Annotated in this window: 25 protein-coding genes; 14 read left to right on the top strand and 11 right to left on the bottom strand. The window is 64.9% G+C overall.

What is annotated here, in order from left to right:
• The first annotated feature begins 227 nt into the window (after positions 1-227).
• The gene (locus EI171_RS35100) at positions 228-1046 is read left to right on the top strand and encodes an aldo/keto reductase (protein ID WP_011085395.1); all 819 of its coding nucleotides are present in this window, start codon (positions 228-230) and stop codon (positions 1044-1046) included.
• A gap of 66 nt (positions 1047-1112) precedes the next feature.
• Here EI171_RS35100 and EI171_RS35095 read toward each other — a convergent pair whose 3' ends face one another.
• Both EI171_RS35095 and EI171_RS35090 read right to left on the bottom strand, forming a co-directional pair.
• Entirely contained in the window at positions 1113-1334 is a 222-nt protein-coding gene (locus EI171_RS35095; protein WP_028175359.1) for a hypothetical protein, read from the bottom strand.
• A 95-nt stretch (positions 1335-1429) separates the two neighbouring features.
• On the bottom strand, positions 1430-1882 hold the full coding sequence (locus EI171_RS35090) for a hypothetical protein (protein WP_038965896.1): 453 nt from the start codon (positions 1880-1882) through the stop codon (positions 1430-1432).
• Positions 1883-2040: 158 nt separating this feature from the next.
• On the opposite strand from EI171_RS35090, the gene EI171_RS35085 reads away from it, so the two are divergent.
• Entirely contained in the window at positions 2041-2313 is a 273-nt protein-coding gene (locus EI171_RS35085) for a helix-turn-helix domain-containing protein (RefSeq protein WP_028175357.1), read from the top strand.
• Between the two features lie 7 nt (positions 2314-2320).
• Here the strand turns inward: EI171_RS35085 and EI171_RS35080 are convergent, their stop codons facing one another.
• Both EI171_RS35080 and EI171_RS35075 read right to left on the bottom strand, forming a co-directional pair.
• Entirely contained in the window at positions 2321-3553 is a 1233-nt protein-coding gene (locus EI171_RS35080) for a PLP-dependent aminotransferase family protein (RefSeq protein ID WP_161536027.1), read from the bottom strand.
• Positions 3554-3641: 88 nt separating this feature from the next.
• Positions 3642-4169, bottom strand: a complete 528-nt coding sequence (locus EI171_RS35075; RefSeq protein WP_161536026.1) for a DUF3124 domain-containing protein — start codon at positions 4167-4169, stop codon at positions 3642-3644.
• A 67-nt stretch (positions 4170-4236) separates the two neighbouring features.
• Here EI171_RS35075 and EI171_RS35070 point away from each other — a divergent pair, with 67 nt between their 5' ends.
• From EI171_RS35070 to EI171_RS35055, 4 genes are all read left to right on the top strand, one after another.
• On the top strand, positions 4237-5967 hold the full coding sequence (locus EI171_RS35070; protein ID WP_060910913.1) for a cation:proton antiporter: 1731 nt from the start codon (positions 4237-4239) through the stop codon (positions 5965-5967).
• Between the two features lie 189 nt (positions 5968-6156).
• Entirely contained in the window at positions 6157-7233 is a 1077-nt protein-coding gene (gene ribB, locus EI171_RS35065) for a 3,4-dihydroxy-2-butanone-4-phosphate synthase (protein WP_011085401.1), read from the top strand.
• A 132-nt stretch (positions 7234-7365) separates the two neighbouring features.
• On the top strand, positions 7366-8580 hold the full coding sequence (locus tag EI171_RS35060; RefSeq protein ID WP_011085402.1) for an acyl-CoA dehydrogenase: 1215 nt from the start codon (positions 7366-7368) through the stop codon (positions 8578-8580).
• A 136-nt stretch (positions 8581-8716) separates the two neighbouring features.
• Positions 8717-9640 carry an MBL fold metallo-hydrolase gene (locus EI171_RS35055; RefSeq protein WP_028175354.1) on the top strand — a complete coding sequence of 308 codons (924 nt, stop codon included), beginning with the start codon at positions 8717-8719 and terminating at the stop codon, positions 9638-9640.
• A gap of 7 nt (positions 9641-9647) precedes the next feature.
• Here EI171_RS35055 and EI171_RS35050 read toward each other — a convergent pair whose 3' ends face one another.
• Both EI171_RS35050 and EI171_RS35045 read right to left on the bottom strand, forming a co-directional pair.
• The gene (locus EI171_RS35050) at positions 9648-10502 is read right to left on the bottom strand and encodes a DUF1499 domain-containing protein (RefSeq protein ID WP_161536025.1); all 855 of its coding nucleotides are present in this window, start codon (positions 10500-10502) and stop codon (positions 9648-9650) included.
• A 205-nt stretch (positions 10503-10707) separates the two neighbouring features.
• Entirely contained in the window at positions 10708-12336 is a 1629-nt protein-coding gene (locus tag EI171_RS35045) for a fatty-acid--CoA ligase (protein WP_011085405.1), read from the bottom strand.
• Between the two features lie 65 nt (positions 12337-12401).
• Between EI171_RS35045 and EI171_RS35040 the strand changes: the two genes are divergently transcribed.
• Complete coding sequence (locus tag EI171_RS35040; RefSeq protein WP_161536024.1) at positions 12402-13481, top strand: extensin family protein; 1080 nt, start codon at positions 12402-12404, stop codon at positions 13479-13481.
• Positions 13482-13519: 38 nt separating this feature from the next.
• Here EI171_RS35040 and EI171_RS35035 read toward each other — a convergent pair whose 3' ends face one another.
• A complete protein-coding gene (locus tag EI171_RS35035) occupies positions 13520-14206 on the bottom strand; it encodes a L,D-transpeptidase (protein ID WP_011085407.1) in 687 nt (228 codons plus the stop codon).
• Between the two features lie 337 nt (positions 14207-14543).
• Between EI171_RS35035 and EI171_RS35030 the strand changes: the two genes are divergently transcribed.
• Both EI171_RS35030 and EI171_RS35025 read left to right on the top strand, forming a co-directional pair.
• Entirely contained in the window at positions 14544-15521 is a 978-nt protein-coding gene (locus EI171_RS35030; protein ID WP_011085408.1) for a magnesium transporter CorA family protein, read from the top strand.
• 185 nt (positions 15522-15706) lie between these two features.
• Positions 15707-15925, top strand: a complete 219-nt coding sequence (locus EI171_RS35025; protein WP_074077209.1) for a hypothetical protein — start codon at positions 15707-15709, stop codon at positions 15923-15925.
• A gap of 182 nt (positions 15926-16107) precedes the next feature.
• On the opposite strand, the gene EI171_RS35020 is transcribed toward EI171_RS35025, so the two are convergent.
• Together EI171_RS35020 and pdxH are read right to left on the bottom strand one after the other, a co-directional pair.
• A complete protein-coding gene (locus EI171_RS35020; RefSeq protein WP_011085409.1) occupies positions 16108-16860 on the bottom strand; it encodes an SDR family NAD(P)-dependent oxidoreductase in 753 nt (250 codons plus the stop codon).
• A 21-nt stretch (positions 16861-16881) separates the two neighbouring features.
• Entirely contained in the window at positions 16882-17523 is a 642-nt protein-coding gene (gene pdxH, locus EI171_RS35015) for a pyridoxamine 5'-phosphate oxidase (protein ID WP_011085410.1), read from the bottom strand.
• Positions 17524-17636: 113 nt separating this feature from the next.
• Between pdxH and EI171_RS35010 the strand changes: the two genes are divergently transcribed.
• Together EI171_RS35010 and EI171_RS35005 are read left to right on the top strand one after the other, a co-directional pair.
• Positions 17637-18044, top strand: coding sequence for an RT0821/Lpp0805 family surface protein (locus tag EI171_RS35010; protein ID WP_028175353.1), 408 nt, complete (start codon positions 17637-17639; stop codon positions 18042-18044).
• A gap of 110 nt (positions 18045-18154) precedes the next feature.
• A complete protein-coding gene (locus EI171_RS35005) occupies positions 18155-19117 on the top strand; it encodes a DnaJ C-terminal domain-containing protein (protein WP_011085412.1) in 963 nt (320 codons plus the stop codon).
• Positions 19118-19443: 326 nt separating this feature from the next.
• On the opposite strand, the gene EI171_RS35000 is transcribed toward EI171_RS35005, so the two are convergent.
• Together EI171_RS35000 and EI171_RS34995 are read right to left on the bottom strand one after the other, a co-directional pair.
• Positions 19444-20214, bottom strand: a complete 771-nt coding sequence (locus tag EI171_RS35000) for an anti-sigma factor (protein WP_011085413.1) — start codon at positions 20212-20214, stop codon at positions 19444-19446.
• 106 nt (positions 20215-20320) lie between these two features.
• On the bottom strand, positions 20321-20809 hold the full coding sequence (locus EI171_RS34995) for a sigma-70 family RNA polymerase sigma factor (protein WP_011085414.1): 489 nt from the start codon (positions 20807-20809) through the stop codon (positions 20321-20323).
• Positions 20810-20981: 172 nt separating this feature from the next.
• Here EI171_RS34995 and fabI point away from each other — a divergent pair, with 172 nt between their 5' ends.
• From fabI to aroC, 3 genes are all read left to right on the top strand, one after another.
• A complete protein-coding gene (fabI, locus tag EI171_RS34990; RefSeq protein ID WP_011085415.1) occupies positions 20982-21797 on the top strand; it encodes an enoyl-ACP reductase FabI in 816 nt (271 codons plus the stop codon).
• Positions 21798-21809: 12 nt separating this feature from the next.
• Positions 21810-22409, top strand: coding sequence for a histidine phosphatase family protein (locus EI171_RS34985; protein WP_161536023.1), 600 nt, complete (start codon positions 21810-21812; stop codon positions 22407-22409).
• Between the two features lie 172 nt (positions 22410-22581).
• Positions 22582-23670: a chorismate synthase gene (aroC, locus tag EI171_RS34980; protein WP_011085417.1), complete on the top strand. Its 1089-nt coding sequence runs from the start codon at positions 22582-22584 to the stop codon at positions 23668-23670.
• The last annotated feature ends 45 nt before the right edge of the window (positions 23671-23715 follow it).

The raw sequence follows: 23715 nt of genomic DNA, 5'->3' as shown, positions 1-23715 counted from the left end.
CCACGTTCTGCGTGCCAAGGGGCAAGTCGTGGATGACCGGGTCAAGCCCGGTCATGACGTTGGGGAGGCACTCAGTGCGCCGACGCTAACCCGATCTTGATTGGCCGCTCCGCGTCTCCCGCGCTACACTGACCGCTCCCGCCACCTTGTTTCCATCAACGAAGCGTCTGTCCCCGCGGCCTCACCGCGGGCATCTCGCGGGCTGAAATACGTCAGGAGCCTGTTTTATGGACAATCTGAAGACACAGGGCATCAGCATGCCCAAGCTCGGCCTCGGCACCTTTCGCATGCAGGGCGATGCCTGCCGCGCCGCGGTCGAGAGCGCGCTGTCGATCGGCTACCGCCACATCGACACGGCTGAAATGTACGCCAACGAGGAACCCATCGGTGCCGCGCTCGCCGCGGCCCGGCTGCCGCGCGGTGAGTTGCACGTCACCACGAAGGTCTGGCACGAGAATTTGGCGCCGGATGCGATCCGGCGGGCCTTCGACGCCAGCCTGAAGAAGCTCCGGCTCGACCATGTCGATCTCTATCTCGTGCACTGGCCGTCCAGGTCCGCGAACTGGGGCGCGGTGTTCGAGACCTTGATGAAGCTGAAGGAGGAGGGACGCACGCGGGCGATTGGCGTTGCCAATTTCACCACGGCGCTGCTCAAGATCGCGGTCGAGGACATCAAGGCGCCGATCGCCTGCAACCAGATCGAGTATCACGCGATGCTCGATCAATCGAAGGTGCTGGCCTATCTCAATGCCAGGTCGATCCCGCTGGTCGCCTATTGCCCGCTGGCGCAGGGACGCGTTGCCTCCGATCCGGTGCTGGCGGAGATCGGCGCCAGGCACAACGCGACCGCTGCACAGGTTGCGCTGAAATGGCTGCTCGACCAGGGCGGCGTTGCGGCGATCCCGAAGGCCTCGCGCCGCGAGAGCCAGCAGGCCAATCTCGATGCGCTGAAGATCATGCTCGACGATGCCGACCGCAACAAGATCGCCGCGCTGCCGAAGGACAGGCGTTGCGTCAATCCCGGCTTTGCGCCGGCGTGGGACTGACCGAGCGCATGTCGCGAACACAAAGAAATGGCCCCGCGAGGGGCCATTTCGATGTTGCGTTGCGCGTTAGTCCCAGTGGTGATGGCTGCGCTTGACCACGACGACACGATCGCGATGGTGCCAGCCGCGATGCCAGCCATGATCACGATGCTCGCGCATTTCGGCGCGGGCACCGTAACCGTAGCCATGGTGGCCGTTCCTGATCACCACCGTTTCGGCACTCGCCATCGTCGGTGCAATGATCGCGAGCGCGCCGAGAGCAGCAACCACATAACCAAGCTTCTTCATGATGTCCTCCTCCAACTCAATGCACATGAGAACCGCGCATTCGCGCGAACGTTCCGGAGGAACTGGCAGAGAATTCTGAACGGATGTTCAGATGCTCAATCGCAGCGTTGCTGCGCAGGGGTCGGCGCGCCCGTGGCGACGTATTTGCCGTCCCTGATCGTATATGCGCCGCGCTCGCTGCGATTGTAGATCGCGCGCAGGCTGCCGTCCTTGGCCAGCAGCAGCCCGAACTCGCGGGTCTGATGCAGCGATGGAAAGTACACCATCACATTGAGCAGGCCCTCGGCGTTGACCGTGGCGGACACGACTTCGTTCTCGTCCTTGGCCTCGCCGAAATTGCGCCGGTACATCACCCGGCCGTCCTTCTGGATCTCGTAAGTCAGGAGCGCCCCCCTGTCGCGGTCGGGCCGGGCCGCGCAATCGACCGCCCATGAGCCGAGCAGGCCCCATTGTTCGACCGTCGCCGCAAGCGTCTCGGCACCGGCCGTGGACGTGAACGCGACCCACACCACCGCCGCCGTGGTCCAGCGGCTCAACCAACGCGTCATGTCCTGAAAGGCCCCACCTCGAAGAATTCCAAAGTGTAGCATCCCGCCCGCGGTCGTCCACGCCAGCCGCCGATCGCTCGCGAATTTGATCCGCGTCAATGAGGCCGGCCGTATCGGGGGTAGGATGGCTGCTCCCGAAGGCGAACGTGGATAGACCAATGCTGAATCAAGTCATGGATTTTGCGGGCGAAGTGCTGCCGGGGAGCTGTGCCGTGCCGCCTTATTCGGAGACCGCGTTTCTGGCCGAGCTGGGCGACCGCTTGAAGTCCTCGCGCACGCGCTGCGACCTCTCGCGCCGGGAGCTGGCCCGCCGCTCCGGGATTTCCGAGCGCTATATCGCCCAGATTGAGGCCGGCAAGGGCAACGTCTCGATCGTCCTGTTGCTGCGGCTGGCCTCCGCGATCCACGGCAGCCAGCCCCAGGCGGCTTGACGAGGCGTTAAGCCCGCTTCTCCACATTGGCGCTGCGGGCCGGCACGCCGAACTCCTTGCGGCAGACCTCGGCCAGCACGGCGACGCCCTCGCGGATCTGCTGATGCGTCGGGCTGGCAAAGCACAGCCGCAGGCGTGAGCTGGAATGGCTCTTGCTGGTGGACCATTCCGGCCCCGGATTGATCGAGACACCGGCGGCAAGCGCGGCCTGATAGAGCTTCAGCGTATCGACCTGGTCGGGCAGCTTCACCCACAGGAAGATGCCGCCCTTGGGCTCCTCGAACTCCGCCGCCGTTCCGAACTGCTCATTGAGGGCTTCCATCAGCGTATCGAGCTTGGTGCGCAGCGTCTTCGTCAGGGCCGGCACGTGGCTTGCGAAATGCGGCTTGCAATAGGCCGCCAGCACCATCTGCTCCAGCGCACCGGAGCCGGCATCCGTCTTCAGCGACAGCATCCGCGACATCACATCCCAGGGCGCGACGATGAAGCCGACGCGCAGCGCCGGCGCGATCGATTTCGAGAACGAACCGATGTGGATCACGCCGCCGTTCGGGCTCATCGCATAAATCGCCGGCGGCCGCTGTCCCGACCAGACGAGATCGGCATAGCAGTCATCCTCGAAGATCGGCACGCCATACTCGGCCGCGAGCCGCACCAGCTCGGCGCGGCGGCTCTCCGGCATGATGCTGCCGGTCGGGTTCTGCACCGTCGGGATGGTGTAGATGTATTTTGGCCGGATGCCCCGGCTCTTCAGATCGGCCAGCGTCGTGGCCGGCACGTCTATGCGCATGCCGTCCGCGTCGAGCGGAATGCCTGCTACGTTGACGCCGAGCCGTGCCAGACGGTTCAGCGAGCCCTGATAGCTGTCCTGCTCGAAGATCACGGTATCGCCGCGGGCGAGCAGCGTATTGTTGACGAGGTCGAGCGCCTGGAGCGAGCCCGAGACGATCAGGAGATCGTCGACCGTGCAGTTGATGCCGGCATCGCGCTTCAGTTTTGTTACGAGGAATTCGCGCAGCGGCAGGTAGCCTTGCGGCCCGTGCGCCAGACCGTAAGTGGCGAGCGATCGGCCCTCGCGTTGCAGGGCGAGGTTGGCCGCCTCGATCAGCTCATCCAGCGGCACCTGCTCGGAATCATTGTTGCCGCCGACAAAGCTGTATTTGGCAAGGCCCGTCCAGCGCGCGGAAGGGGCCGGCAGCCCTGCGGGAAACAGGGGCGCGAAATCGAAGCTGGACGTCATGGGAGCGTTCCTCGTTTTGTTCTTGTTGAGCGGCCGGCTTTGCGCCGACCTGCTTTACGTCTTGCTGACCGTCCGGGTCGGTCGGTCTCTACTTCTTTGTGGCCGTCCGGGTCGGACGGCCCTGGCTGATGAAAGCGTAATGCGCATTGGCGACGCCGCCAACCATCAAGGCCTCGACCACCGGCTCGGCGATCTCGCCCGTTGCCGCCCAGTCGACGATGAAATTGGCTCCGGTCCCGCCGCGCACGTCATCGGTCGGAATGAAGATCGAGACGGTGGCGAGGGGCTTCAAGGCCACCGGCGCTTTCAGATAGCTCTCGACCTGTTTGCCTGCGGTGTCGAAATAGGCGATGCGGTTGACCACCAGCGGCTGGCTCTCGGAGGCGTTGTGAACGCTCAAGGTCACCGAGAAGTCGACGCGCAGCTTGCCCTGGCTCATCGCGACGCTGGAATAGGCCGGCACATAGAACCCGCCGGCGACGGCGAGCTCCTCCTTCGGCAGCACAGTGAGCGAATCGGCAAAGCTTTGTTCGATATTGACCTTGGATTGCGCCGCGGCCGGCAAGGCGAACGCGAACGGAGCTAGCACGGCTATCAGCCAGAGCACGATCCGCATGTGACGAATTGCTCGCTTGCCGCGGCGCAACCTGTCTCTAGGGTGCGGCAAAACGGACCAATTTGGCATGCATGAGCTTATTCGCGACATCACTCTCTGTATCCTGTTTGCCTGGATGCTGGGCCTGCTCGCCCATTTCTCCCGGCAACCGCTGATCCTGGCCTACCTTATCGCCGGCTTCTGCATAGGTCCATTCGGCGCCGGCTGGGTCAAATCGCAGGAATCGATCAGCGTCATCTCCGAGCTCGGCCTGATCTTCATGCTGTTCATGATCGGGCTGGAGATCGACCTGAAGAAGATCGTGCGGGCGGGAAAGGTGATCCTGTTCGCGGCGGGCGGCCAGCTGCTCGGCGGCTGCCTGCTCGGGGTCCTGTTTTTCGCCGGCATCGGCCTGTCGCTCGGCGGCGGGCATTTCGATGCGGTCTATCTCTGTATCGCCTGCGCGCTGTCGAGCACCGTCATCATCGTCAAGGTGCTCTACGAGAAGCGCGAGCTCGACACGCTGCCCGGCCGCATCACGCTCGGCGTGCTGGTGCTCCAGGACATCTTCGCCATCCTGTTCCTGGCGGTGCAGCCGAGTCTTGCCAATCTGCAAGTGAGCGTCATCCTGCTCTCGATCGGCCGCGTCGCGGTGCTGGTCGCCGCCGCGCTGCTGGTCAGCCGCTATGTGCTGCCGCGCCTGTTCCACCAGATCGCCCGCCGCCCCGAACTGATCCTGCTCGGCGCGCTCGCCTGGTGCTTCCTCGTGGCCGAGACCGCGGAGCGGCTGTCGCTGTCGCGCGAGATGGGCGCCCTGATCGCCGGCGTCTCGCTCTCGACCTTTCCCTATGCGCTCGACGTCACCGCCAAGGTCACCACGCTGCGCGACTTCTTCATCACGCTGTTCTTCGTCGCGCTCGGCATGACCATTCCCGTGCCCGGCCTCTCCGTGATCGGGCTTGCCTTGATGATCGCGGCGTTCACGGTGGTGAGCCGGCTCGTCACGACCTTCACGCCGCTCTACCTGATGAAGCAGGGGCTGCGTGCCAGCCTGTTGCCGGCCCTGAACCTCGCGCAGATCTCCGAGTTCTCGCTGGTCGTGATCCAGACCGGCGTCACCGACAACCACATCGCAGCCGAAACGGCGAACGCGGCCTCCTTCGCCTTCGTGGTGCTGGCCGTGCTCTCGACCTTCGTGATGACGCGCAGCGACGAGATCGCCCGCTGGGCGATCGGCCCGTTGAAGCGGATCGGCCTGCGCGATCTCGATCACGGCAATGGCCATGCCGAGGAGGGCCACGAGGGCGGCCATGGCGAGGCCCGCCGCATCGTCATCCTGGGCTTTTTCCGCGCAGCGAGCGCGCTGCTGGCCGAGATCGAACGGCAGGCGCCGGTGCTGCTCGAGCAGATCACCGTGGTCGATTTCAACCCCAATGTGTACCAGACCCTGCTTTCACGCGGCCTGCACGTGATCTATGGCGACATCAGCAGCGCGGACACGCTGCTCCATGCCGGCGTCGGCAAGTCCGAGATGATCATCCTCAGCGTGCCGGATGCGCTTCTCAAGGGCGCCAGCAACGAGAAGCTGGTCCGCCACGTCCGCACCCTCAACCCGACCGCCATGATCGTGGCTACGGCCGATCTTTTGTCGGATGTCGGCGAGCTCTACGAGGCCGGTGCCAGTTACGTCACCGTGACCCGACTCAGCGACGCCCACGAGCTGTTTACCGTGATTGAGGCCGCCCAGGCCGGCCTGCTCGCGGATAAGCGCGCCGAGCTCGACCTGCGGCTCGGCGAGCGGAGAGAGGTGCTGCCCTGACGGCGTCCGGCCGTCTTCCTTCCGGGGTTTGTGCGCCTATATCCCTGGTATCTTCGGTGCAAGCCTGAGACCCGCCGCCCTGACGGCCATCTGGCATATGCGGTTGCGTCCAGGACACTAGCGCTTGGGGCCAAGTCCGGCTAAGGCGTCCGGCTAAGCCTCCGGCCCATAACCGATAGAGATTGGGAAATGCCCGATACCGTCCAGGAAGTCTTGCAGGCCTTTGCCAGGGGCGAGCTCGTCGTCGTCACCGACGATGAGGACCGCGAGGGCGAGGGCGATCTGATCGTCGCGGCCTCGCTCTGCACCGCCGAGAAGATGGCGTTCATCATCCGCCACACCTCCGGCATCGTCTGCGCGCCCGTGACCACGGAGGACGCGCGCCGCCTGCGGCTCGATCCCATGGTCGCCCACAACGATTCCGCGCATACCACCGCGTTCACGGTCTCGATCGACTACAAGCCCGACGGCGGCACCGGCATCTCCGCCGAGGAGCGCGCCTCGTGCTGCCGCGCGCTGTCCAATCCCAATGTCGGCGCCAACGATTTCGCCCGGCCCGGCCACATCTTCCCGCTGATCGCCAAGGACGGCGGCGTGCTGCTGCGCTCCGGCCATACCGAGGCCGCCGTCGACCTCTGCAAGCTCTCCGGCCTGCCGCCGGTCGGCGTCATCAGTGAGCTGATGAACGACGACGGCAGCGTGATGAAGGGCGAGCAGGTCGCCCGCTTCGCCGCCCAGCACAAGCTCAAGCACGTCACCATCGCGGACATGATCGCCTACCGCCAGGTGCGCGAGAAGCTGATCGAGCGGGTCTCGACCTTCGTCACCGACAGCCCGATCGGCCCCTTGCAGGGCTATGCCTATCGTTCGCCGTTCGATTCCATCGCCCACGTCGCCTTCGTCTACAACGGCGTCGGCGACGGCAAGAACGTGCTGACGCGCTTCCACAAGCCGAACATCGTCAAGGACATCTTCACCGGGCACAAGCGCATGGCGGCCGTGCTCGAGCATTTCGAGAGGTCCGGCCGTGGCGTGCTGGTTTACTTGCGCGACGGCGCTGCCGGCGTGCCGGTGGCTCCGCTGCCCGACGAGACGTCGACGGAGGCCGACCGCAACCGCCAGTGGCGCGAGATCGGCGTCGGCGCGCAGATCCTGCGCGATCTCGGCGTCACCTCGATCCGGCATCTCACCTCCTCGGTGCACGACTACAAGGGCCTGTCGGGCTTCGGCATCGAGATCGTCGCCAACGAGCTGCTCGAAATCTGACGACGTCGTTTCCGGGCGCGCGCCGTTGCGCGAGCCCGGAATGACCGAAACCAGGATGCAATTGAACTTGTTGCCGCGGCGCTTTACTTTGTCGGGCAATTGTTGACGGAACCAGACGCGAAAGGACGTTTCATGAGCGTGCGCCCTCAGACCAAGGACAAGCCGGCTGCGGCTTCTTTCCAGTGGGACGATCCGTTCCTGCTCGACGAGCAGCTTACCGAAGACGAGCGCATGGTGCGCGACACCGCGCGCGCCTACGCCCAGGACAAGCTGCTGCCGCGCATCACCAAGGCCTATCTCGAAGAGACGACGGATCGCGAGATCTTCAACGAGATGGGCGAACTCGGCCTGATCGGCATCACGCTGCCCGAGGAATATGGCTGCGCCAATGCGAGCTACGTCGCCTACGGCCTGGTCGCGCGAGAGATCGAGCGGGTCGATTCCGGCTATCGTTCGATGAACTCGGTGCAGTCCTCGCTGGTGATGTACCCGATCTACGCCTATGGCGACGAGAACCAGCGCAAGAAATACCTGCCGAAGCTCGCCAGCGGCGAGTGGGTCGGCTGCTTCGGCCTGACCGAGCCCGATGCCGGCTCCGATCCGGCCGGGATGAAGACCCGCGCCGAGAAGGTCTCGGACGGCTACCGCCTGACCGGCAGCAAGATGTGGATCTCGAACGCGCCGATCGCCGACGTGTTCGTGGTCTGGGCCAAGTCGGCCGCGCATGACAACCAGATCCGGGGCTTCGTGCTGGAGAAGGGCATGAAGGGCCTCTCCGCGCCGAAGATCGGCGGCAAGCTCAGCTTGCGCGCCTCCATCACCGGCGAAGTCGTGATGGACGGTGTCGTGGTTCCGGAAGACGCGCTGCTGCCCAACGTCTCCGGCCTCAAGGGCCCGTTCGGCTGCCTCAACCGCGCCCGCTACGGCATTTCCTGGGGCGCGCTGGGTGCGGCCGAGGACTGCATGCACCGCGCCCGCCAGTACACGCTCGACCGCAAGCAGTTCGGCAAGCCGCTGGCCGCGACACAGCTCGTCCAGAAGAAGCTCGCCGACATGGAGACCGAGATCGCGCTCGGCCTCCAGGGCTCGCTTCGCGTCGGCCGCCTGATGGACGAGGGCAAGTTCGCCCCCGAGATGATCTCGATCATGAAGCGCAACAATTGCGGCAAGGCGCTCGACATCGCCCGCGTCGCGCGCGACATGCACGGCGGCAACGGCATCTCGATCGAGTACCACGTGATGCGCCACGTCCATAACCTCGAGACGGTCAATACCTACGAGGGCACGCACGACGTCCACGCCCTGATCCTGGGCCGCGCCATCACGGGCATTCAGGCGTTTTTCTGACGAGGTCATCCGTCATTCCGGGGCGCGCGAAGCGCGAACCCGGAATCTCGGGCCGCATTATTCCTGTTCCATCGAGATTCCGGGTCTGGCCCTGACGGGCCATCCCGGAATGACGTCAAAGAACAAAGAAGAAGCCATGTCCGACAACGACGACGTCCCGTTCAACCGCAACTTTCCACTCAAAGCCGGAATCGTCGAGGAAGTCCGCCCCGGCGTGCGGCGCGTGCTCTGTAACAATCCGAGCCCGTTCACCTTCAGCGGTACAGTCAGCTACATCGTCGGCACGGGCAACGTCGCGATCATCGATCCCGGTCCTGATGATGCGGCGCATGCGGCCGCGTTGCTCGATGCCGTGCGCGGCGAGACGGTGAGCCACATCTTCGTCACCCACACCCACCGCGACCATTCGCCGAACACCGCGCGGATCAAGCAGGCGACCGGCGCGCCTGTTTATGCCGAGGGCCCGCACCGCGCCTCGCGCCCGCGCTTCGAGAGCGAGAAGCACAATCCGGAATCCGGCGTCGATCGCGATTTCGCGCCCGATATCAGGATCGCCCATGGCGACGTCGTCGAGGGCGCGGGCTGGCGCCTCGAGGCGGTGGCGACGCCGGGTCATACCGCCAACCATCTCGCCTTCGCCTGGCCCGAGCGAAAATTCAACTTCGTCGGTGACCACGTGATGGGATGGTCGACCTCGATCGTTGCGCCGCCCGACGGGTCGATGATCGACTACATGGAATCGCTCGATTGCTTGGCCGCCCGCGAGGAGGATCTCTATTTCTCAGGCCATGGCCCCGAGATACCGGATGGTCCGCGTTTCGTGCGTTTCCTGATCCGCCACCGCAAGGCGCGCGAAGCCTCTATCCTGCATCGTCTCGCCAAGGGCGAGGCCGACATCCCGACCATGGTGCGTGCGATCTATATCGGCATCGATCCACGGCTGACGACGGCCGCGGGCTATTCCGTGCTGGCGCATCTGGAAGATCTGGTCGCCCGCGGCGTGGTGGCGACGGATGGCGATCCCGTGATTGGCGGGACATACCGGATGGCGGGAGCCTAGCTCACCGTCACTTCTTCACCGTCTTCGCCGGTGCCTTCGGCGGCGTCACCGGGGTCTTCTTCACCGGCTTCAGCGCGTCCGCATCGGCGGCGGTGTTGAGATCGTCGATGAATTTTGTGACGCGGGCGGCGTTGCTGCCGAAGTCGCTCTCGAAATACCGCGAGGCGGAGCGGATATCGACGCGGGAATCGTCGCCGTCGGGCACGACCCTGATGGAAATGTCCTCGCGCAAACCCATGATCGGCGTGCGCGCCACCGCCTCGATGCGTCCGATGCGGCGCGGCGGCTGCGGCGCGCGCTCGTCGATGACGAGCCATTTGCGCTTGTTGACGATCTGGAGTGCGATCGCATAGGCGCGGTCGACCGGGATCTCGAGCTCGATCGGCTCGATATCGGGATAGAAATGGCGCTGCTGCTCGGCCGAATAGAGGCCGGCATAAACCGCGGTATTGGCGCCTTCACCGGTGCGCAGGCGCGCCAGCGCGTCGAAGCGGGGCGGGTCGATCGGGTCGGTCGTGACGTCGTGGATCGCCGGCAGCTTGCGGTATTGCAGGCCGAGATAGGCCGGGTAGGCGAGGATCATGCCGTCGATCAAGAAGGCGAGCAGGATGCGCGCCATGCCGCGCGAGCCGTTCTGCCAGATCGCGGCGAAGCCGGCGAGGCCGAACAGGATCGAGAGCGCGGCGATGGCGAGGCCGCCGAAGAAGGTGGCGAGCGCCGGCTTCGGCTCCAGGAAGCCGAACCGGACGACGAGGATCGACACCGCCACCGCCACCACCGCGAACACGGCCAGATTGCGCGCCCAGCTGGCGAGGCTGGACACGGGCTCCGACTGGTAGGGAGCGGAAAACCTGCGGGCCATCGGGTGAGCTCTGCCGGGGTTTTGGAGGCGGTGCCGCGCCGATCTGGCGCGACGACAGGAGGCGTTGAGACCACGCCCCGGCGGCAAATTCAAGGGAGACCGGGTTGCTACTGCCCGTCATTCCGGGGCGCCCGAAGGGCGACCCCGGAATCTCGAGATTCCGGGGTCGATGCCGTTGGCATCGCCCCGGAATGACGCGTAAGTCCTACGCCGCCGCGTTCGGGAAGCGGTAATCCTTGAACTGGTCGCGCAGCGCGGTCTTCAGGATCTTGCCCGTGGCGGTGTGCGGGATGCCCTCGACGAAGGCGACGTCGTCGGGCATCCACCATTTGGCGATCTTGCCGTCCATGTACTTCAGGATGTCCTCACGGCTGGCCTGCTGGCCCTGCTTGAGCTGCACGATCAGTAGCGGCCGCTCGTCCCATTTGGGGTGGAAGACGCCGATCACGGCGGCCTCCGCCACGGCCGGATGGCCGACCGCGAGGTTTTCGAGGTCGATCGAGGAGATCCACTCGCCGCCGGACTTGATTACGTCCTTGGAGCGGTCGGTGATCCGCATGTAGCCGTCCTCGTCGATGGTCGAGACGTCGCCGGTGTCGAAGAAGCCGTCCTCGTCGAGGATGTTGGCATCGAGCCGATAATAGGCCTTGGCGACGGCGGGGCCGGAGACCTTGAGGCGGCCGAAAGTCTTGCCGTCCCAGGGCAGCTCCTTGCCGGCATCGTCGGTGATCTTCATCTCGACTGCGAAGGGCGCGTAGCCCTGCATCTGGAGCACGTCGAGTCGCGCATCGCCGGTCGCGTTCTGGAACGGCGGCTTCAGCGCCGCGACGCTGCCGATCGGGCTCATCTCGGTCATGCCCCAGGCGTGGCGGACGTTCGAGCCCATGTCGAGGAAGGCCTTGATCATCGAGCGCGGCATCGCCGAGCCGCCGCAGATCACCATCTTCAGGTGCGGCAGCTTCAGATTGTTGGCGGTCATGTGCTGGAGCAGCATCAGCCACACCGTGGGCACGCCGGCGGTGTGCGTCACCTTCTCGGTCGAGAGCAATTCATAGACCGAAGCGCCGTCAAGCTTGGCGCCGGGCATCACCAGCTTGGTGCCCTGCGAGGGCGCGGAGAAGGCGATACCCCAGCTGTTGGCGTGGAACAGCGGCACCACCGGCAGCATCGTCTCGGAGGCGCTGGTGCCGAGCGCATCGACGTTGTTGGCCATCAGCGCGTGCAGCACGTTGGAGCGATGCGAATACAGCACACCCTTCGGATCGCCCGTTGTGCCCGACGTGTAGCACATCGCCGCCGCCGTGTTCTCGTCAAAGTCCTTCCATTTGAATTTGCCGTCGGCCTGCGCAATCCAGTCCTCGTAGGCCACCGCATTCTTCAGCGTGGTCTCGGGCATATGCGCCTTGTCGGTCAGCACGACGTAGCGCTCCACGCTGGGCAGCTTGTCGGCGATCTTCTCCAGGATCGGAACGAAGGTGATGTCGGTCATCACGATGCGGTCCTGCGCATGGTTGATGATCCAGGCGATCTGCTCGGGGAAAAGGCGGGGATTGACGGTATGGCAGATGGCGCCGATCCCCATGATGCCGTACCACGCTTCGAGATGGCGCCAGGTGTTCCAGGCGATCGTTGCGACGCGGTCGCCGAGCTTGATGCCGTCGCGCTCCAGCATCTGCGAGACCTTGAGCGCCCGCTTGTGGATCTCGGCGTAGGTGGTGCGATGGATCGGTCCCTCGATCGATCGCGTGACGACCTCCTGCTTGCCATGAATCCTGGCGGCGTGTTCGATGATCCGGTGGCAGAGCAGGGGCCAGTCTTGCATCAAACCAAGCATTCCGACGTTCCTCCGAGAAGTCGCTGGACGCGTTATCGCTCTCAGCGTTGGGCCAAAGAATTGTCATGAGTTTTAGCCTGCCGGACTTTCGCCGCAAATGGTCTTGTCGCGGCTATATGTCCGCCGGCGCGGCAATGGTTACCGTCGCGCTGGGGCTGACGCTTGGGCTCGCGGATCGGGCGGAGGCGCGAAAATATGCTGCGCCGCTCGATATCTTTGGCTTTGGTACACCACGGCCGCGCGCGAAGGTTCATTCCGCCAAGATCCCGCTACCGAAACCTCGCCCCGCGGAGGCCCCCAACGCACCGGACGAGGCCGCACCGGAGGCCGACGGCAAGCCTTCCCCGGACAAGCCTTCCCCCGACAAGCCGGCCGAGGCGCCGCCGCCGCCCGAGAAGCAGGTCTCGGCCTGCCGGCTCGCGCTGACCGAGGAGATCGCAATTGCACCCTCCATCCCCGATATCCGCGGCCCCGGCAGCTGCGGTGGCGAGGATCTGGTGCGGCTGGAGGCCATCGTGCTGCCGGACAAGCGCAAGGTGGCGGTCAAGCCGGCGGCGATCCTTCGCTGCACCATGGCGTCTGCGATAGCCGACTGGGTGCGCAAGGACATGGTGCCGCTGGCTACCAGTCTCGGCTCGACCATCAGCGATCTCGACAATTTCGATAGCTTCGAGTGCCGCGGCCGCAATCGCATCGTTGGAGCGTGGCTGTCCGAGCACGGCAAGGCCAACGCCCTCGACGTCCGCGCCGTCAAGCTCGCCAACGGGCAGTCGATTGGCCTCACCGATCGCACCATGTCGCGTGACGTGCGCGAGCGTGTGCTGCATTCGGTGTGCGCGCGCTTTTCCACCGTGCTCGGCCCTGGCTCGGACTGGTACCACGAGGACCATATCCATCTCGACCTGGCGCAGCGGCGCAACGACTACCGGATCTGCCAGTGGAACGTCTGGGATCCCCTGCCGCAGATCGCGCCGCTGCTGCCGGCGGAACGGCCCGAGGAGGCGCCGCCGCGCGAGGTCGCGTCCAAGCCTGAGGCAAAGGATGGGGCTGGTGACGAGGCGGCGGAGAAATCCCCCGCGCCTGCGGACAAGCCGGCGGCCGACAAGGTCCAGCCGTCCAAGCCGGCAACAAAAAAGCGCCGGTAAAACCGGCGCTTTTGAATGTCGGAGATCGGGAGAGGCGATCAGTAGCTGCCCGCCTGGCCAGTTCCGCCGGCGCCGAGCGCCAGGCGCGAATTGTAGGGCGAGTCGCCGTGCTTTGGCTCGAGCACCACCACGATGGTGCCGACCTTGACGCGGCCATAGAGGTCGATCGCGTCCTCGTTGGTCAGACGGATGCAGCCCGACGAGATCGAGGCGCCGATATATTCCGGCTGGTTGGTGCCGTGGATGCGGAACAGCGTGTCCTTGCCGCCCGAGTAGAGATACATCGCGCGGGAGCCCATCGGATTGTCCGGACCGGGCGCAACATAGGTCGGCACGCCCAGGCGCGAAATCTCGCCCGGGGTCGGATGCCAGGCCGGCCACTCGGTCATGCTGCCGACCTTGGCGATGCCCGACCAGGCCATGGCTTCTTCGCCGACGGTGATGCCGTAACGGATCGCCTTGCCGCCATCCAGCACGTAATAGAGGTAGTGGTTGTCGGAATCGACCACGATCGAGCCGGGCGATTCTTTGCGGTGATATTCGACGATGGCGCGGCGGAACGGCTCGGCGACCGGGGTGTTTTCGTACCGGACCTTGGCGAGCAGTTCCTTGTCCTTCGGCTTGAAGGCCTTGGTGTCGGTCGCTTCGAAATGCGTGGCCTGCATGCAGCCCGACAGCATCAGGCCAGCGGCCAAAATCCCCAACTTAACTTTCAGCGACGACATGATTTGGTTCCAATCAAAACAATACCGCGCGGGAAAGCTTGAGCTTAGCGCCCAACTTCCTCGACTCCGTTAATCCCATTATCGTTGAAATCTGCCACAATTCCAGCACTCAAGGCCTTTTCCCGCGCTGCGAGACCTCAGCTGTGGCTTTTTTGCCGCAAGTTTTTCAGGTTTACGCGGGTTTTGGGGCAAAGCGTGCCGGATTGTCGATTCTGTGTCACGGTTGGGCCACGGCGTCGCCACAAATGCAAACGCTCCGTTAATGTGCTTGTCATGATGAACTTGTCAGAATCGCGCTAAAGGCTGTCATTCTGTCGCAGGTTCTCTGGAGTTGTTCATGTTTTCGGTGTTTGTTCCCTCCGAGTCCTCCCTCAAGAAGGCCGTCATCGAGGATCTCACGGCGCTGCCGGAGAATGCGGTCTGGATCGACCTCTTCAGTCCGAGTGCGGCCGAGGACAAGGCGGTGGAGCGGCTTGCGGGCATCGCCATCCCGACCCGGGAAGACATGCAGGAGATCGAGATCTCCAGCCGCCTCTATATCGAGAACGGCGCGCGCTACATGACCGCGACGCTGATGTGCCACTCCGATACCGACATGCCCCGGACCACGGCGGTGACCTTCATCCTCGGCGACCACCGCCTGGTGACGGTGCGCTACGACCTGCCGAAGCCGTTCGCCCTGGTCGAGGCCAAGCTTGGCCGCTCGTGCACGCCGGCGATCACCGGCGAGATGGTGCTGATGGAACTGCTGGACGCCGTGATCGACCGCTGCGCCGACATTCTGGAGCGCTGCGGCGCCGAGATCGACCAGGTCTCGCACGACATCTTCGAGCCCGAGAGCGAGCGCCACGGCCACGCCAAGCAATATTCCCAGATCCTGATCTCGATCGGCCGCAAGGGCGATCTGACCTCCAAGGTTCGCGAGAGCCTGGTCTCGATCGGCCGCGTCGTCGCCTTCCTCTCGGCGGTGGTTGAGGGCGTGAAATGGTCCAAGGACATGCGCGAGCAGCTCAAGACCATGCAGCGCGACGTCTCCTCGCTGACCGACCACGCCTCCTATCTCTCCAGCAAGATTACCTTCGTGCTCGACGCCATGCTCGGCGTCGTCAATCTCGAGCAGAACAACATCATCAAGCTGTTTTCGGTCATGGCTGTTGTCCTGATGCCGCCGACGCTGATCGCCTCGATCTACGGCATGAACTTCAAGTCGATGCCGGAACTCGAATGGGCGCACGGCTATCCGATGGCACTGGTGCTGATGCTGATCGCGGCGATCGTCCCGTACTGGATCTTCAAGCTCAAGAAGTGGCTCTGATACCTACCGAGACCTTACGCCGTTAGTCGAGACACGGTGGTTGGTGTCGCAGAATAGAGCGGGATTGCGGCGTCGCGGTGATGCGTGGCTGCCGCCCCAATTCCTCCGGTAAAATTTGAGCGGTGAGCTGAACGTTTGCGCGAAACTTGTCTGCGATAAGTAGTGCGTAGCCGCGAGGAACAGCCATGGTTGAAAAACACATAACGTCGCCCCGGAACGTCATCGATCTGGCGAACTATCGTCAGGCCCTGGCGAACGGCAAGGCGTCGTCGATGTCGGCACGCATGTGCCGGCACTGTGGTGCTCCGCTGCTCGATGGTGAGAACGACGACGACTGCTCGACTGCATTCAGCACGGCCACGCCAAGGCCGCGCGAGAGGTCACGTCGGATTCGACTCGATTGAGCAACGGAAGGTAAGGGCGATCCAGGTCTTGCGGCGGCTTTGTCTGGATCGCCTGCTTCCCTAGGCACTGTTTCCAATTCCGTCATTGCGAGAAGCGAAGCGACGAACCAATCCAGACCGTCTCCGTGGAGGCGGCCTGGATTGCTTCGCTGCGCTCGCAATGACGACCGCTAAAGGATGGTCTAGACGTGCTGGCCGCCGTTGATGTGGATCTCGGCGCCATTGACGTAAGACGAGGTGTCCGTGCACAGCACGTAGACGATCTTGGCGACCTCGTCGGGCGTGCCGAGCCGGTGCATCGGGATCTGCTGCTCCACGATCTTCTCGGTGCCGGGCGACAGGATCGAGGTGTCGATCTCGCCCGGTGCGATCGCGTTGACGCGGACGCCGACGCGGCCGAAGTCCGAGGCCATCTCGCGCGTCAGGGATGCAAGCGCGGCCTTGGAGGTGGCGTAGGCTGCGCCTGCGAAGGGATGCACGCGCGAGCCCGCGATCGAGGTGACGTTCACGACCGAGCCTCTGGCCGCCTTCAGCTCCTCGATCAGTCCGCGCGCCATCATGATCGGCGCGAAGAAGTTGACGTGGAAGACATGCGTCCAGGTATCGAGGTCGGTGTCGACCGAACCGAGCCGGGAGCCGCCCGGGCCCTTCGGCGAGATCGCGGCGTTGTTGACCAGCGCATGAAGCATGCCGCCCTCGAGGCGGTTGCGGATTTCGGAGATCGCGCGGGTCGTGTCCTTGGGGTCGGCGAGGTCGACCTGGATGTGGTCCTCAGGGCCCGCATCCCAGGGGCAGTCCTCCGGGAAGGGATGCCGCGAGCAGGTGATGACGCGCCAGCCCGCCGAGGAGAAGCGGATCACGGTGGCATGGCCGATACCGCGGCTCGCTCCGGTCAGGAGCAGCGTGCGTCGCGGTGCGTTTGACGAATGCGGCATGAAGGTCTTTCAGGTCGGGGCCTAAGGGTACATCCGCGTCTTGGACCACTTCTGGCCGGCGGCGTCACGACGAAATTCGATGCGGTCGTGCAGACGGAATGGGCGATCGTGCCAGAACTCGATGCGGACCGGTGTGATGCGCCAGCCGCTCCAGCCCGGCGGCCGTGGCACCTCGCCGATGATGTATTTGGCCGCGACTTTTGCGATGGCCTGTTCGAAGGCGAAGCGGCTCTCCAGCGCCTCGGACTGTTTGCTCGCCCAGGCGCCGATCTGCGCCTGCTTGGGGCGGGTGGCGAAATAGGCGTCGGCCTCGGCGTCAGTCACCGGCGTCACGTTGCCGCGGATGCGGACCTGACGGCGCAGCGACTTCCAGTGAAAAAGTAACGCTGCCTTAGGATTTGCGGCGAGTTCACGGCCCTTCTGGCTCGCGATGTGGCTGTAGAAGACAAAACCCTCGGTATCGAAGCCCTTCATCAGCACCATGCGCACGTCAGGCAAGCCGTCCGGGTCGACGGTTGCGAGCGCCATGGCATTCGGATCGTTCGGCTCGCTCTTGATCGCTTCGTTCAGCCAGGTCTCGAACAGCGCAAAAGGCTCGTCGGCGGCGGTGAAATCACCGGATGTTAAGGGTGTCTGGTGTTTCATCGAGGTCGTGTCGGTCATGTCTGGAGTCCGAGTTGCGTTCCGCGGCCCAAAACGCGTTGTTGTCCGCTACCGCCCTATATAGGGCATGGGGACGCGTTGGCCTATCGGCGATCCGGCCGTCGGGCCTTGTCATGACGATGGTCCTGATCGGCTTCGGCGCCGGCGGCTGCAGCTTTTCGCGCAACGACACCAGCGCCTATGCCAAGGCCGACGACAGCGACCTCACCGGCTCGATCGCGCGGCCGGCGAAGGACGCAGCACCGACCGAGACCGATCTTGCCTTCGCCCGCAACGCCGCCTCCGACGTGCTGAGCAAGGGCGACAAGGATTCCAGCCAGCACTGGGAGAATCCGGTGACCGGGGCGCGCGGCTCGGTGACGCCGATCGCGCAATCCTATGCCGCCGAGGATGGCCGCAGGTGCCGCGACTTCCTCGCCAGCTACGTCAACGGCAATACCGAAAGCTGGCTCCAGGGCGCCGGCTGCCAAAGCAGCCGTGGCCGTTGGGAGATTCATACGCTAAAGCCGTGGCGGAGCTAGGATTCGGCCGGCAATCCTAGTTGCAAAAATGCCACTCTCTCCCCACATGGTTCGCAGGTGGGGCGGGGAGCCCTTTGAACAATTCGATTTCTTTGAAGGAGACGTGACGGATGCGCGACCCCTATGAGGTCTTGGGGGTGCCGCGGAGCGCCAATGCTGCCGCGATCAAGAGCGCCTATCGCAAGCTTGCCAAGAAGCACCATCCCGACAGCAACAAGGACGACCCGAAGGCCGCCGAGCGTTTCGCCGAGCTCAATTCGGCCAACGAGATCCTCGGCGACGAGGACAAGCGCAAGCAGTTCGACCGCGGCGAGATCGACGCCGACGGCAAGCCGCGCTTCCAGGGCTTTCCGGGCGGCGGCGGGCCGCGCGGCCGCGCGGGTCCCGGCGGGTTCGAGAGCTATACGTTCCGCTCCGGCGGCGGCCCGGGTCAGGGCGGCGGCGCGTTCGAGGACATCCTCAACAGCATGTTCGGCGGCGGGGTGCGCGGCGCGCGGCCGGGGGCCGGCGGCGCCGGGCAGTTCGAATTCGACACCGGCGGGATCGGGCTCGATCTCGACGTGAACGTCGCCATGTCCGTCTCGCTAGAGGAGTCGGTCAAGGGCGGCGAGAAGCGCGTCCGTCTGCCGACGGGCAAGGAGCTCAACGTCAAGATTCCGGCCGGCGTCACCGAGGGCCAGCAGATCCGGCTGCGCGGGCAGGGCGAGAGCGCCCAGGGCCATCCGCCGGGCGATCTTCTGATCACCATCGGCATCGCGCCGCACCCGTATTTCAAGGTCGAGGGCGCGGATCTCAGGATCGACCTGCCGGTCACGCTCTACGAGGCGGTGCTCGGCGGCAAGGTCCGCGTGCCGACCCTTGGGAATGCAGTCGAACTCTCGGTCCCGAAGAACACTTCCAGCGGCCGCACCTTCCGGCTGAAGGGCAAGGGCCTGCCGAAAGCAGGCGGAACCGGGGATCTCTTCGTCACTGTCAGGATTATGCTACCGGACGGGAACGACGCCGAGCTTGAAGCATTGATGGAGAAGTGGCGGGACCAACACCCCTACAATCCACGTAGCGGGCTTGGTTAGGGCGCGGTCGGAACTGAAGGGGTTTTCCTAAGGTCTACAGCATCCTCTCTTGCAGATGATGCTCGTCATATGCCTGAGGCGCGATAGCGCTTCTCGGCTCATATGCTCGACGTGTCGGCTGTCCGGCGGGGCAGCCGATAAAAAGGTGCGGCCTCGAGAGGGGGACCAGCGCGGTACCAAAAACCCCAATCGAGGCCGCCCGCGTCGATCGGCGGATCGAACGCTGCTCATTTTCGCGTGATCATCCGGTGCGATAATGAGACGCGCCGATGTCTTGATTCCAAATTTTCAATGACGGAATCGAGGCACCGCGCTTGCGCGGTTGTCTAGGTGCCGTTTTTCTCTGCCTGGTCGTACACGGCCTGCGCCACCTTGGTCAGCCGGTCGCGATCGCCACCGCCGCTGACGACGTAGCCGACCCCGCGCTCCGCCCAGAACAGCGCGCCGTCCTTGTCCGTCTTGGCGTACCGCATCTGCGTTGCACCATTCTCGGTCTTGGCGGTGTAGATCGTGTACCGCTCGCCCGAGGCGCCCTCATACATCAGGAACGACGCCGGACCGTTCGGCCCTGGCAGGAGCCGGCCGCCGACCAGCTTCAACCCGCTCGCCTCCAGGTTCGGCGCGAACACGGTCCAGCCGCAGCGCCGGGTCAGCCAGGCCTGGAGATGGTCACGCTCGTTGCCGCCGACCTCGACGGGGTGGCGGACCTCGACGACATAGAGACGGTGGGCGTCGAGTGCGTCGGCCGTAAAACTCTGGAAGGTCGAGGGGGAGTTGGCGGCGCCATGCGCGATCCAGCCGGCGGTGCCGCCGGCGACGAAGGCAACCAGCACAGCCGCGGCGGCGCCATAGAGCCATTGCCGGGGGCGGCGCTCCAGCCGTTCGAGCTCCAGCCGTACCGGCACCGGCTCCTGGGCGACGGAATCGTAGCGGGCGTGCAGCATCTCGGCCATGTCGCGCCAGGACTGCACCCGCTCGGCATCGTCAGGATGGGCGGCAAGCCAGGCCTCGACGTCGGCGCGGCGCTCGGCCGGCAGCTCGCCATCGACATAGGCGTGCAACTCGTCTTCGGTGATCGGAATATTGCGGTCGTTCATATCGATCGTCTCTGGCTCTGCGGCCCAAAATATCCTTCGTGACTCAACTTCGCTCGCTTTGTCGGCAGGCTGCGGACGGACCCAACGCGTTGCATCAATCCTGCCATCATTTCACCCGCCTGAGCGCCGGGCGCTCACCCTCCAGCGAGGCTTTAACGTGGGCGCGGGCGCGTGCCAGGCGCGACATCACGGTGCCGATCGGCACGCCCTGGATGTCAGCGACCTCGCGGTAGCTCATGCCCTCCAGCATCACCAAAAGCAGCACCGAGCGCTGCTCCTCGACCAGCGTTGCCAGCGCCTTCTCGATGTCGCGTCCCTCGGCTTCGGTCCCGCTGGCGTCCGGGTTGTTCTCTGTCAGCTGCATGAATTGCGGCCGCCTTGCCAGCGAGCGTCGCCGGTTCTTGTTGAGGTTGGTCAGGATCGTATAGAGCCAGCTCCTGACGTCGCCTCCGAGAAACAGGCGCTCCGAACGCAGCGCGCGCACCAACGTATCCTGCACCAGATCGTCGGCCGCATCCGCATCGCGCGTGAGCGCGCGGGCGTAGCGTCGCAACGCCGGGATCATGGCTTCCACACTTTGGCGAAACGCGCTCATTGCCGCCTTGACGTCCTGGTGTTCGGCGCAAGCGCCTTACCCATCATAACACCCGAACGGAACGGCTATTCCGGCGCTCGAAACAGCGTTAACGCCGCGTATTAGGACTGTACCGCGAAGGAGGGCTGGTGTACCTCCAAACCTCAACGAGAGCTCGACGGGACGTTCAAAAATGGCGCAGAATTCAGGTCTGATGCAAGGCAAGCGCGGGGTGGTCCTCGGCGTTGCCAACAACCGCTCGATCGCCTGGGGTATCGCCAAGGCATGCCACGCAGCGGGCGCCGAGCTCGCCTTCACCTATCAGGGCGATGCGCTGAAGAAGCGCGTCGAGCCGCTCGCCGCCGAGATCGGCGGACTCGTGCTCGGCCATTGCGACGTCACCGACGCTGCGACAATCGACGCCGCCTTCGCGGTGCTGAAGGAGAAGTGGGGCAAGATCGACTTCCTGGTGCACGCGATCGCCTATGGCGAGCAGCTCGACGGCCGCTACGTCGACACCACGCAGGAGAACTTCTCCAAGTCGATGCTGATTTCCTGCTACTCGTTCACCGCCGTGGCACAGCGCGCCGAGAAGCTGATGACCGACGGCGGTTCGCTCATCACGCTCTCCTATTACGGCGCGGAGAAGTGGATGCCGCATTACAACGTGATGGGCGTCGCGAAGGCGGCGCTGGAGGCGAGCGTGCGCTATCTCGCGGCCGACCTCGGCGAGAAGAACATCCGCGTCAACGCGATCTCGGCCGGGCCGATCAAGACGCTCGCGGCCTCCGGCATCGGCGACTTCCGCTATATCCTGAAGTGGAACGAGCACAACGCGCCGTTGCGGCGCAACGTCTCCACCGAGGACGTCGGCGGCAGCGCGCTGTATTTCCTCTCCGACCTCTCGCGCGGCGTCACCGGCGAGGTGCATCACGTCGATTCCGGTTACCACGTGCTCGGTATGAAGCGCCCGGACGCGCCGGATATCTCGCTCGGTGGCAAGGACTAGCCTTTAGCTGGAATGCCCGTGCCCACGATCTACTATCTTCGCCACGGCGAGACCGAGTGGAATGCGCTCGGGCGGCTCCAGGGCACCAGGGACGTTCCGCTGAACGCGCGCGGCCGCAGCCAAGCCGTGCAGGCCGGCGGCATTCTCGCCGATCTGTTCAAGCGCGACGGCCGCGACAAGGCGGCGCTGCCCTATGTGTCGAGTCCGCTCGGCCGCGCGCGCATGACCATGGAACTTGCGCGCGGCATGCTCGAATTGCCCGTGGCCGACTATTCGCTCGACGATCGCCTGCGCGAGATCGGCTACGGCGTCTGGGAAGGGCTGACGCTGGCCGAGAGCGAGGCGACCGATCCCGAAATCTATGCCAGGCGCCTTGCCGACAAATGGACGGTGGGCCCCGTAGGCGGGGAGACCTACGCCGATGTACAGGTCCGCGTGCGGGCCTGGTACGATCAGCTCCGGACCGACACCGTCGCGGTCGCCCATGGCGGGACCTGCCGGGCCCTGATGGTTTCGCTTGGCCTTCAGACGCCAGCCAGCGCCGCCGAGCTCTATATCGAGCAGGGCGCCGTCTACGTGTTCCGGGACGGGCGGCTGGAGAAGTTTAGTTAAGCCAAGTTTTCGTCATTTCGGGGCGGTGCGCAGCACCGGTGCGCCCTTGCGCACCTGAGAATCTCGAGATTCCGGGTCTGGTCCTTCGGACCATCCCGGAATGACAGGGAGTGTGCGGGTTTGACCCCCGGCCCCCCGCGCGTTACCACACGCCGGAACCGAGCGAGCACCAATGTCCTTCAACACCTTCGGCCACATGTTCCGCGTCACGACCTTTGGCGAGAGCCACGGGGTGGCGATCGGCTGCGTGGTCGACGGGTGCCCGCCCATGATCCCGCTCACCGAGGCCGACATCCAGGGCGATCTCGACCGCCGCCGGCCCGGCCAGTCGCGCTTCACCACCCAGCGCCAGGAGCCGGATCAGGTGAAGATCCTGTCCGGCGTAATGGCGCATCCGGAGACCGGCGTGCAGGTGACGACGGGCACGCCGATCGGGCTCCTGATCGAGAACACCGACCAGCGGTCGAAGGACTATTCCGAGATCAAGGACAAGTTTCGGCCGGGCCACGCGGACTTTACCTACGAGGCGAAGTACGGCCTGCGCGACTATCGCGGCGGCGGCCGCTCCTCGGCGCGCGAGACCGCGACGCGCGTTGCCGCCGGTGCCATCGCGCGAAAGGTGCTGCCCGACGTCAAGGTGCGCGGCGCGCTGGTGCAGATGGGCCCGCACAAGATCGACCGCGAGAAGTGGGACTGGGACGAGGTCGCCAGGAATCCGTTTTTCTGTCCGGACAAGGACAAGGCTGCGTTCTTCGAAACCTATCTCGACGGCATCCGCAAGAGCGGCTCCTCGATCGGTGCGGTGCTCGAGATCGTCGCTGAAGGCGTGCCGGCGGGCCTCGGTGCGCCGATCTATGCCAAGCTCGATTCCGATCTGGCGGGTGCGATGATGACCATCAATGCCGTGAAGGGCGTCGAGATCGGCGCCGGCTTTGGCGCGGCTGAGCTGACCGGCGAAGAGAACGCCGACGAGATGCGCACCGGCAATGACGGCACGCGCTTCCTGTCCAACCACGCCGGCGGCGTGCTGGGCGGCATCTCCACGGGGCAGCCGGTGGTGGTGCGCTTCGCGGTGAAGCCGACCTCGTCGATCCTCCAGCCTCGCCTCACCGTCGATCGCCAGGGCGCCGACACCGAGATCATGACCAAGGGCCGCCACGACCCCTGCGTCGGCATCCGTGCCGTCCCCGTCGGCGAAGCCATGATGGCCTGCGTGCTGGCGGATCACTTCATCCGAGACCGCGGGCAGGTGGGACGCTAGAGCGGGGTGAGGCGTTAGTGTCGCGGTACCAGCCCACCGCGCAGC

Origin of the sequence: Bradyrhizobium sp. LCT2 (assembly GCF_009931255.1) — a bacterium.
Lineage (GTDB): Bacteria > Pseudomonadota > Alphaproteobacteria > Rhizobiales > Xanthobacteraceae > Bradyrhizobium > Bradyrhizobium diazoefficiens.
Note: the sequence above shows the minus strand (reverse complement) of the source record. Positions and strands in the feature narration are given on the sequence as shown.

Excerpts from the sequence above, each read along its gene's own strand:
- EI171_RS35100 (WP_011085395.1), top strand. The coding sequence starts at position 228 with ATGGACAATCTGAAGACACAGGGCATCAGCATGCCCAAGCTCGGCCTC.
- EI171_RS35095 (WP_028175359.1), bottom strand. The coding sequence starts at position 1,334 with ATGAAGAAGCTTGGTTATGTGGTTGCTGCTCTCGGCGCGCTCGCGATC.
- EI171_RS35090 (WP_038965896.1), bottom strand. The coding sequence starts at position 1,882 with ATGACGCGTTGGTTGAGCCGCTGGACCACGGCGGCGGTGGTGTGGGTC.
- EI171_RS35085 (WP_028175357.1), top strand. The coding sequence starts at position 2,041 with ATGCTGAATCAAGTCATGGATTTTGCGGGCGAAGTGCTGCCGGGGAGC.
- EI171_RS35080 (WP_161536027.1), bottom strand. The coding sequence starts at position 3,553 with ATGACGTCCAGCTTCGATTTCGCGCCCCTGTTTCCCGCAGGGCTGCCG.
- EI171_RS35075 (WP_161536026.1), bottom strand. The coding sequence starts at position 4,169 with ATGCGGATCGTGCTCTGGCTGATAGCCGTGCTAGCTCCGTTCGCGTTC.
- EI171_RS35070 (WP_060910913.1), top strand. The coding sequence starts at position 4,237 with ATGCATGAGCTTATTCGCGACATCACTCTCTGTATCCTGTTTGCCTGG.
- ribB (WP_011085401.1), top strand. The coding sequence starts at position 6,157 with ATGCCCGATACCGTCCAGGAAGTCTTGCAGGCCTTTGCCAGGGGCGAG.
- EI171_RS35060 (WP_011085402.1), top strand. The coding sequence starts at position 7,366 with ATGAGCGTGCGCCCTCAGACCAAGGACAAGCCGGCTGCGGCTTCTTTC.
- EI171_RS35055 (WP_028175354.1), top strand. The coding sequence starts at position 8,717 with ATGTCCGACAACGACGACGTCCCGTTCAACCGCAACTTTCCACTCAAA.
- EI171_RS35050 (WP_161536025.1), bottom strand. The coding sequence starts at position 10,502 with ATGGCCCGCAGGTTTTCCGCTCCCTACCAGTCGGAGCCCGTGTCCAGC.
- EI171_RS35045 (WP_011085405.1), bottom strand. The coding sequence starts at position 12,336 with ATGCTTGGTTTGATGCAAGACTGGCCCCTGCTCTGCCACCGGATCATC.
- EI171_RS35040 (WP_161536024.1), top strand. The coding sequence starts at position 12,402 with ATGAGTTTTAGCCTGCCGGACTTTCGCCGCAAATGGTCTTGTCGCGGC.
- EI171_RS35035 (WP_011085407.1), bottom strand. The coding sequence starts at position 14,206 with ATGTCGTCGCTGAAAGTTAAGTTGGGGATTTTGGCCGCTGGCCTGATG.
- EI171_RS35030 (WP_011085408.1), top strand. The coding sequence starts at position 14,544 with ATGTTTTCGGTGTTTGTTCCCTCCGAGTCCTCCCTCAAGAAGGCCGTC.
- EI171_RS35025 (WP_074077209.1), top strand. The coding sequence starts at position 15,707 with ATGGTTGAAAAACACATAACGTCGCCCCGGAACGTCATCGATCTGGCG.
- EI171_RS35020 (WP_011085409.1), bottom strand. The coding sequence starts at position 16,860 with ATGCCGCATTCGTCAAACGCACCGCGACGCACGCTGCTCCTGACCGGA.
- pdxH (WP_011085410.1), bottom strand. The coding sequence starts at position 17,523 with ATGACCGACACGACCTCGATGAAACACCAGACACCCTTAACATCCGGT.
- EI171_RS35010 (WP_028175353.1), top strand. The coding sequence starts at position 17,637 with ATGACGATGGTCCTGATCGGCTTCGGCGCCGGCGGCTGCAGCTTTTCG.
- EI171_RS35005 (WP_011085412.1), top strand. The coding sequence starts at position 18,155 with ATGCGCGACCCCTATGAGGTCTTGGGGGTGCCGCGGAGCGCCAATGCT.
- EI171_RS35000 (WP_011085413.1), bottom strand. The coding sequence starts at position 20,214 with ATGAACGACCGCAATATTCCGATCACCGAAGACGAGTTGCACGCCTAT.
- EI171_RS34995 (WP_011085414.1), bottom strand. The coding sequence starts at position 20,809 with ATGAGCGCGTTTCGCCAAAGTGTGGAAGCCATGATCCCGGCGTTGCGA.
- fabI (WP_011085415.1), top strand. The coding sequence starts at position 20,982 with ATGGCGCAGAATTCAGGTCTGATGCAAGGCAAGCGCGGGGTGGTCCTC.
- EI171_RS34985 (WP_161536023.1), top strand. The coding sequence starts at position 21,810 with ATGCCCGTGCCCACGATCTACTATCTTCGCCACGGCGAGACCGAGTGG.
- aroC (WP_011085417.1), top strand. The coding sequence starts at position 22,582 with ATGTCCTTCAACACCTTCGGCCACATGTTCCGCGTCACGACCTTTGGC.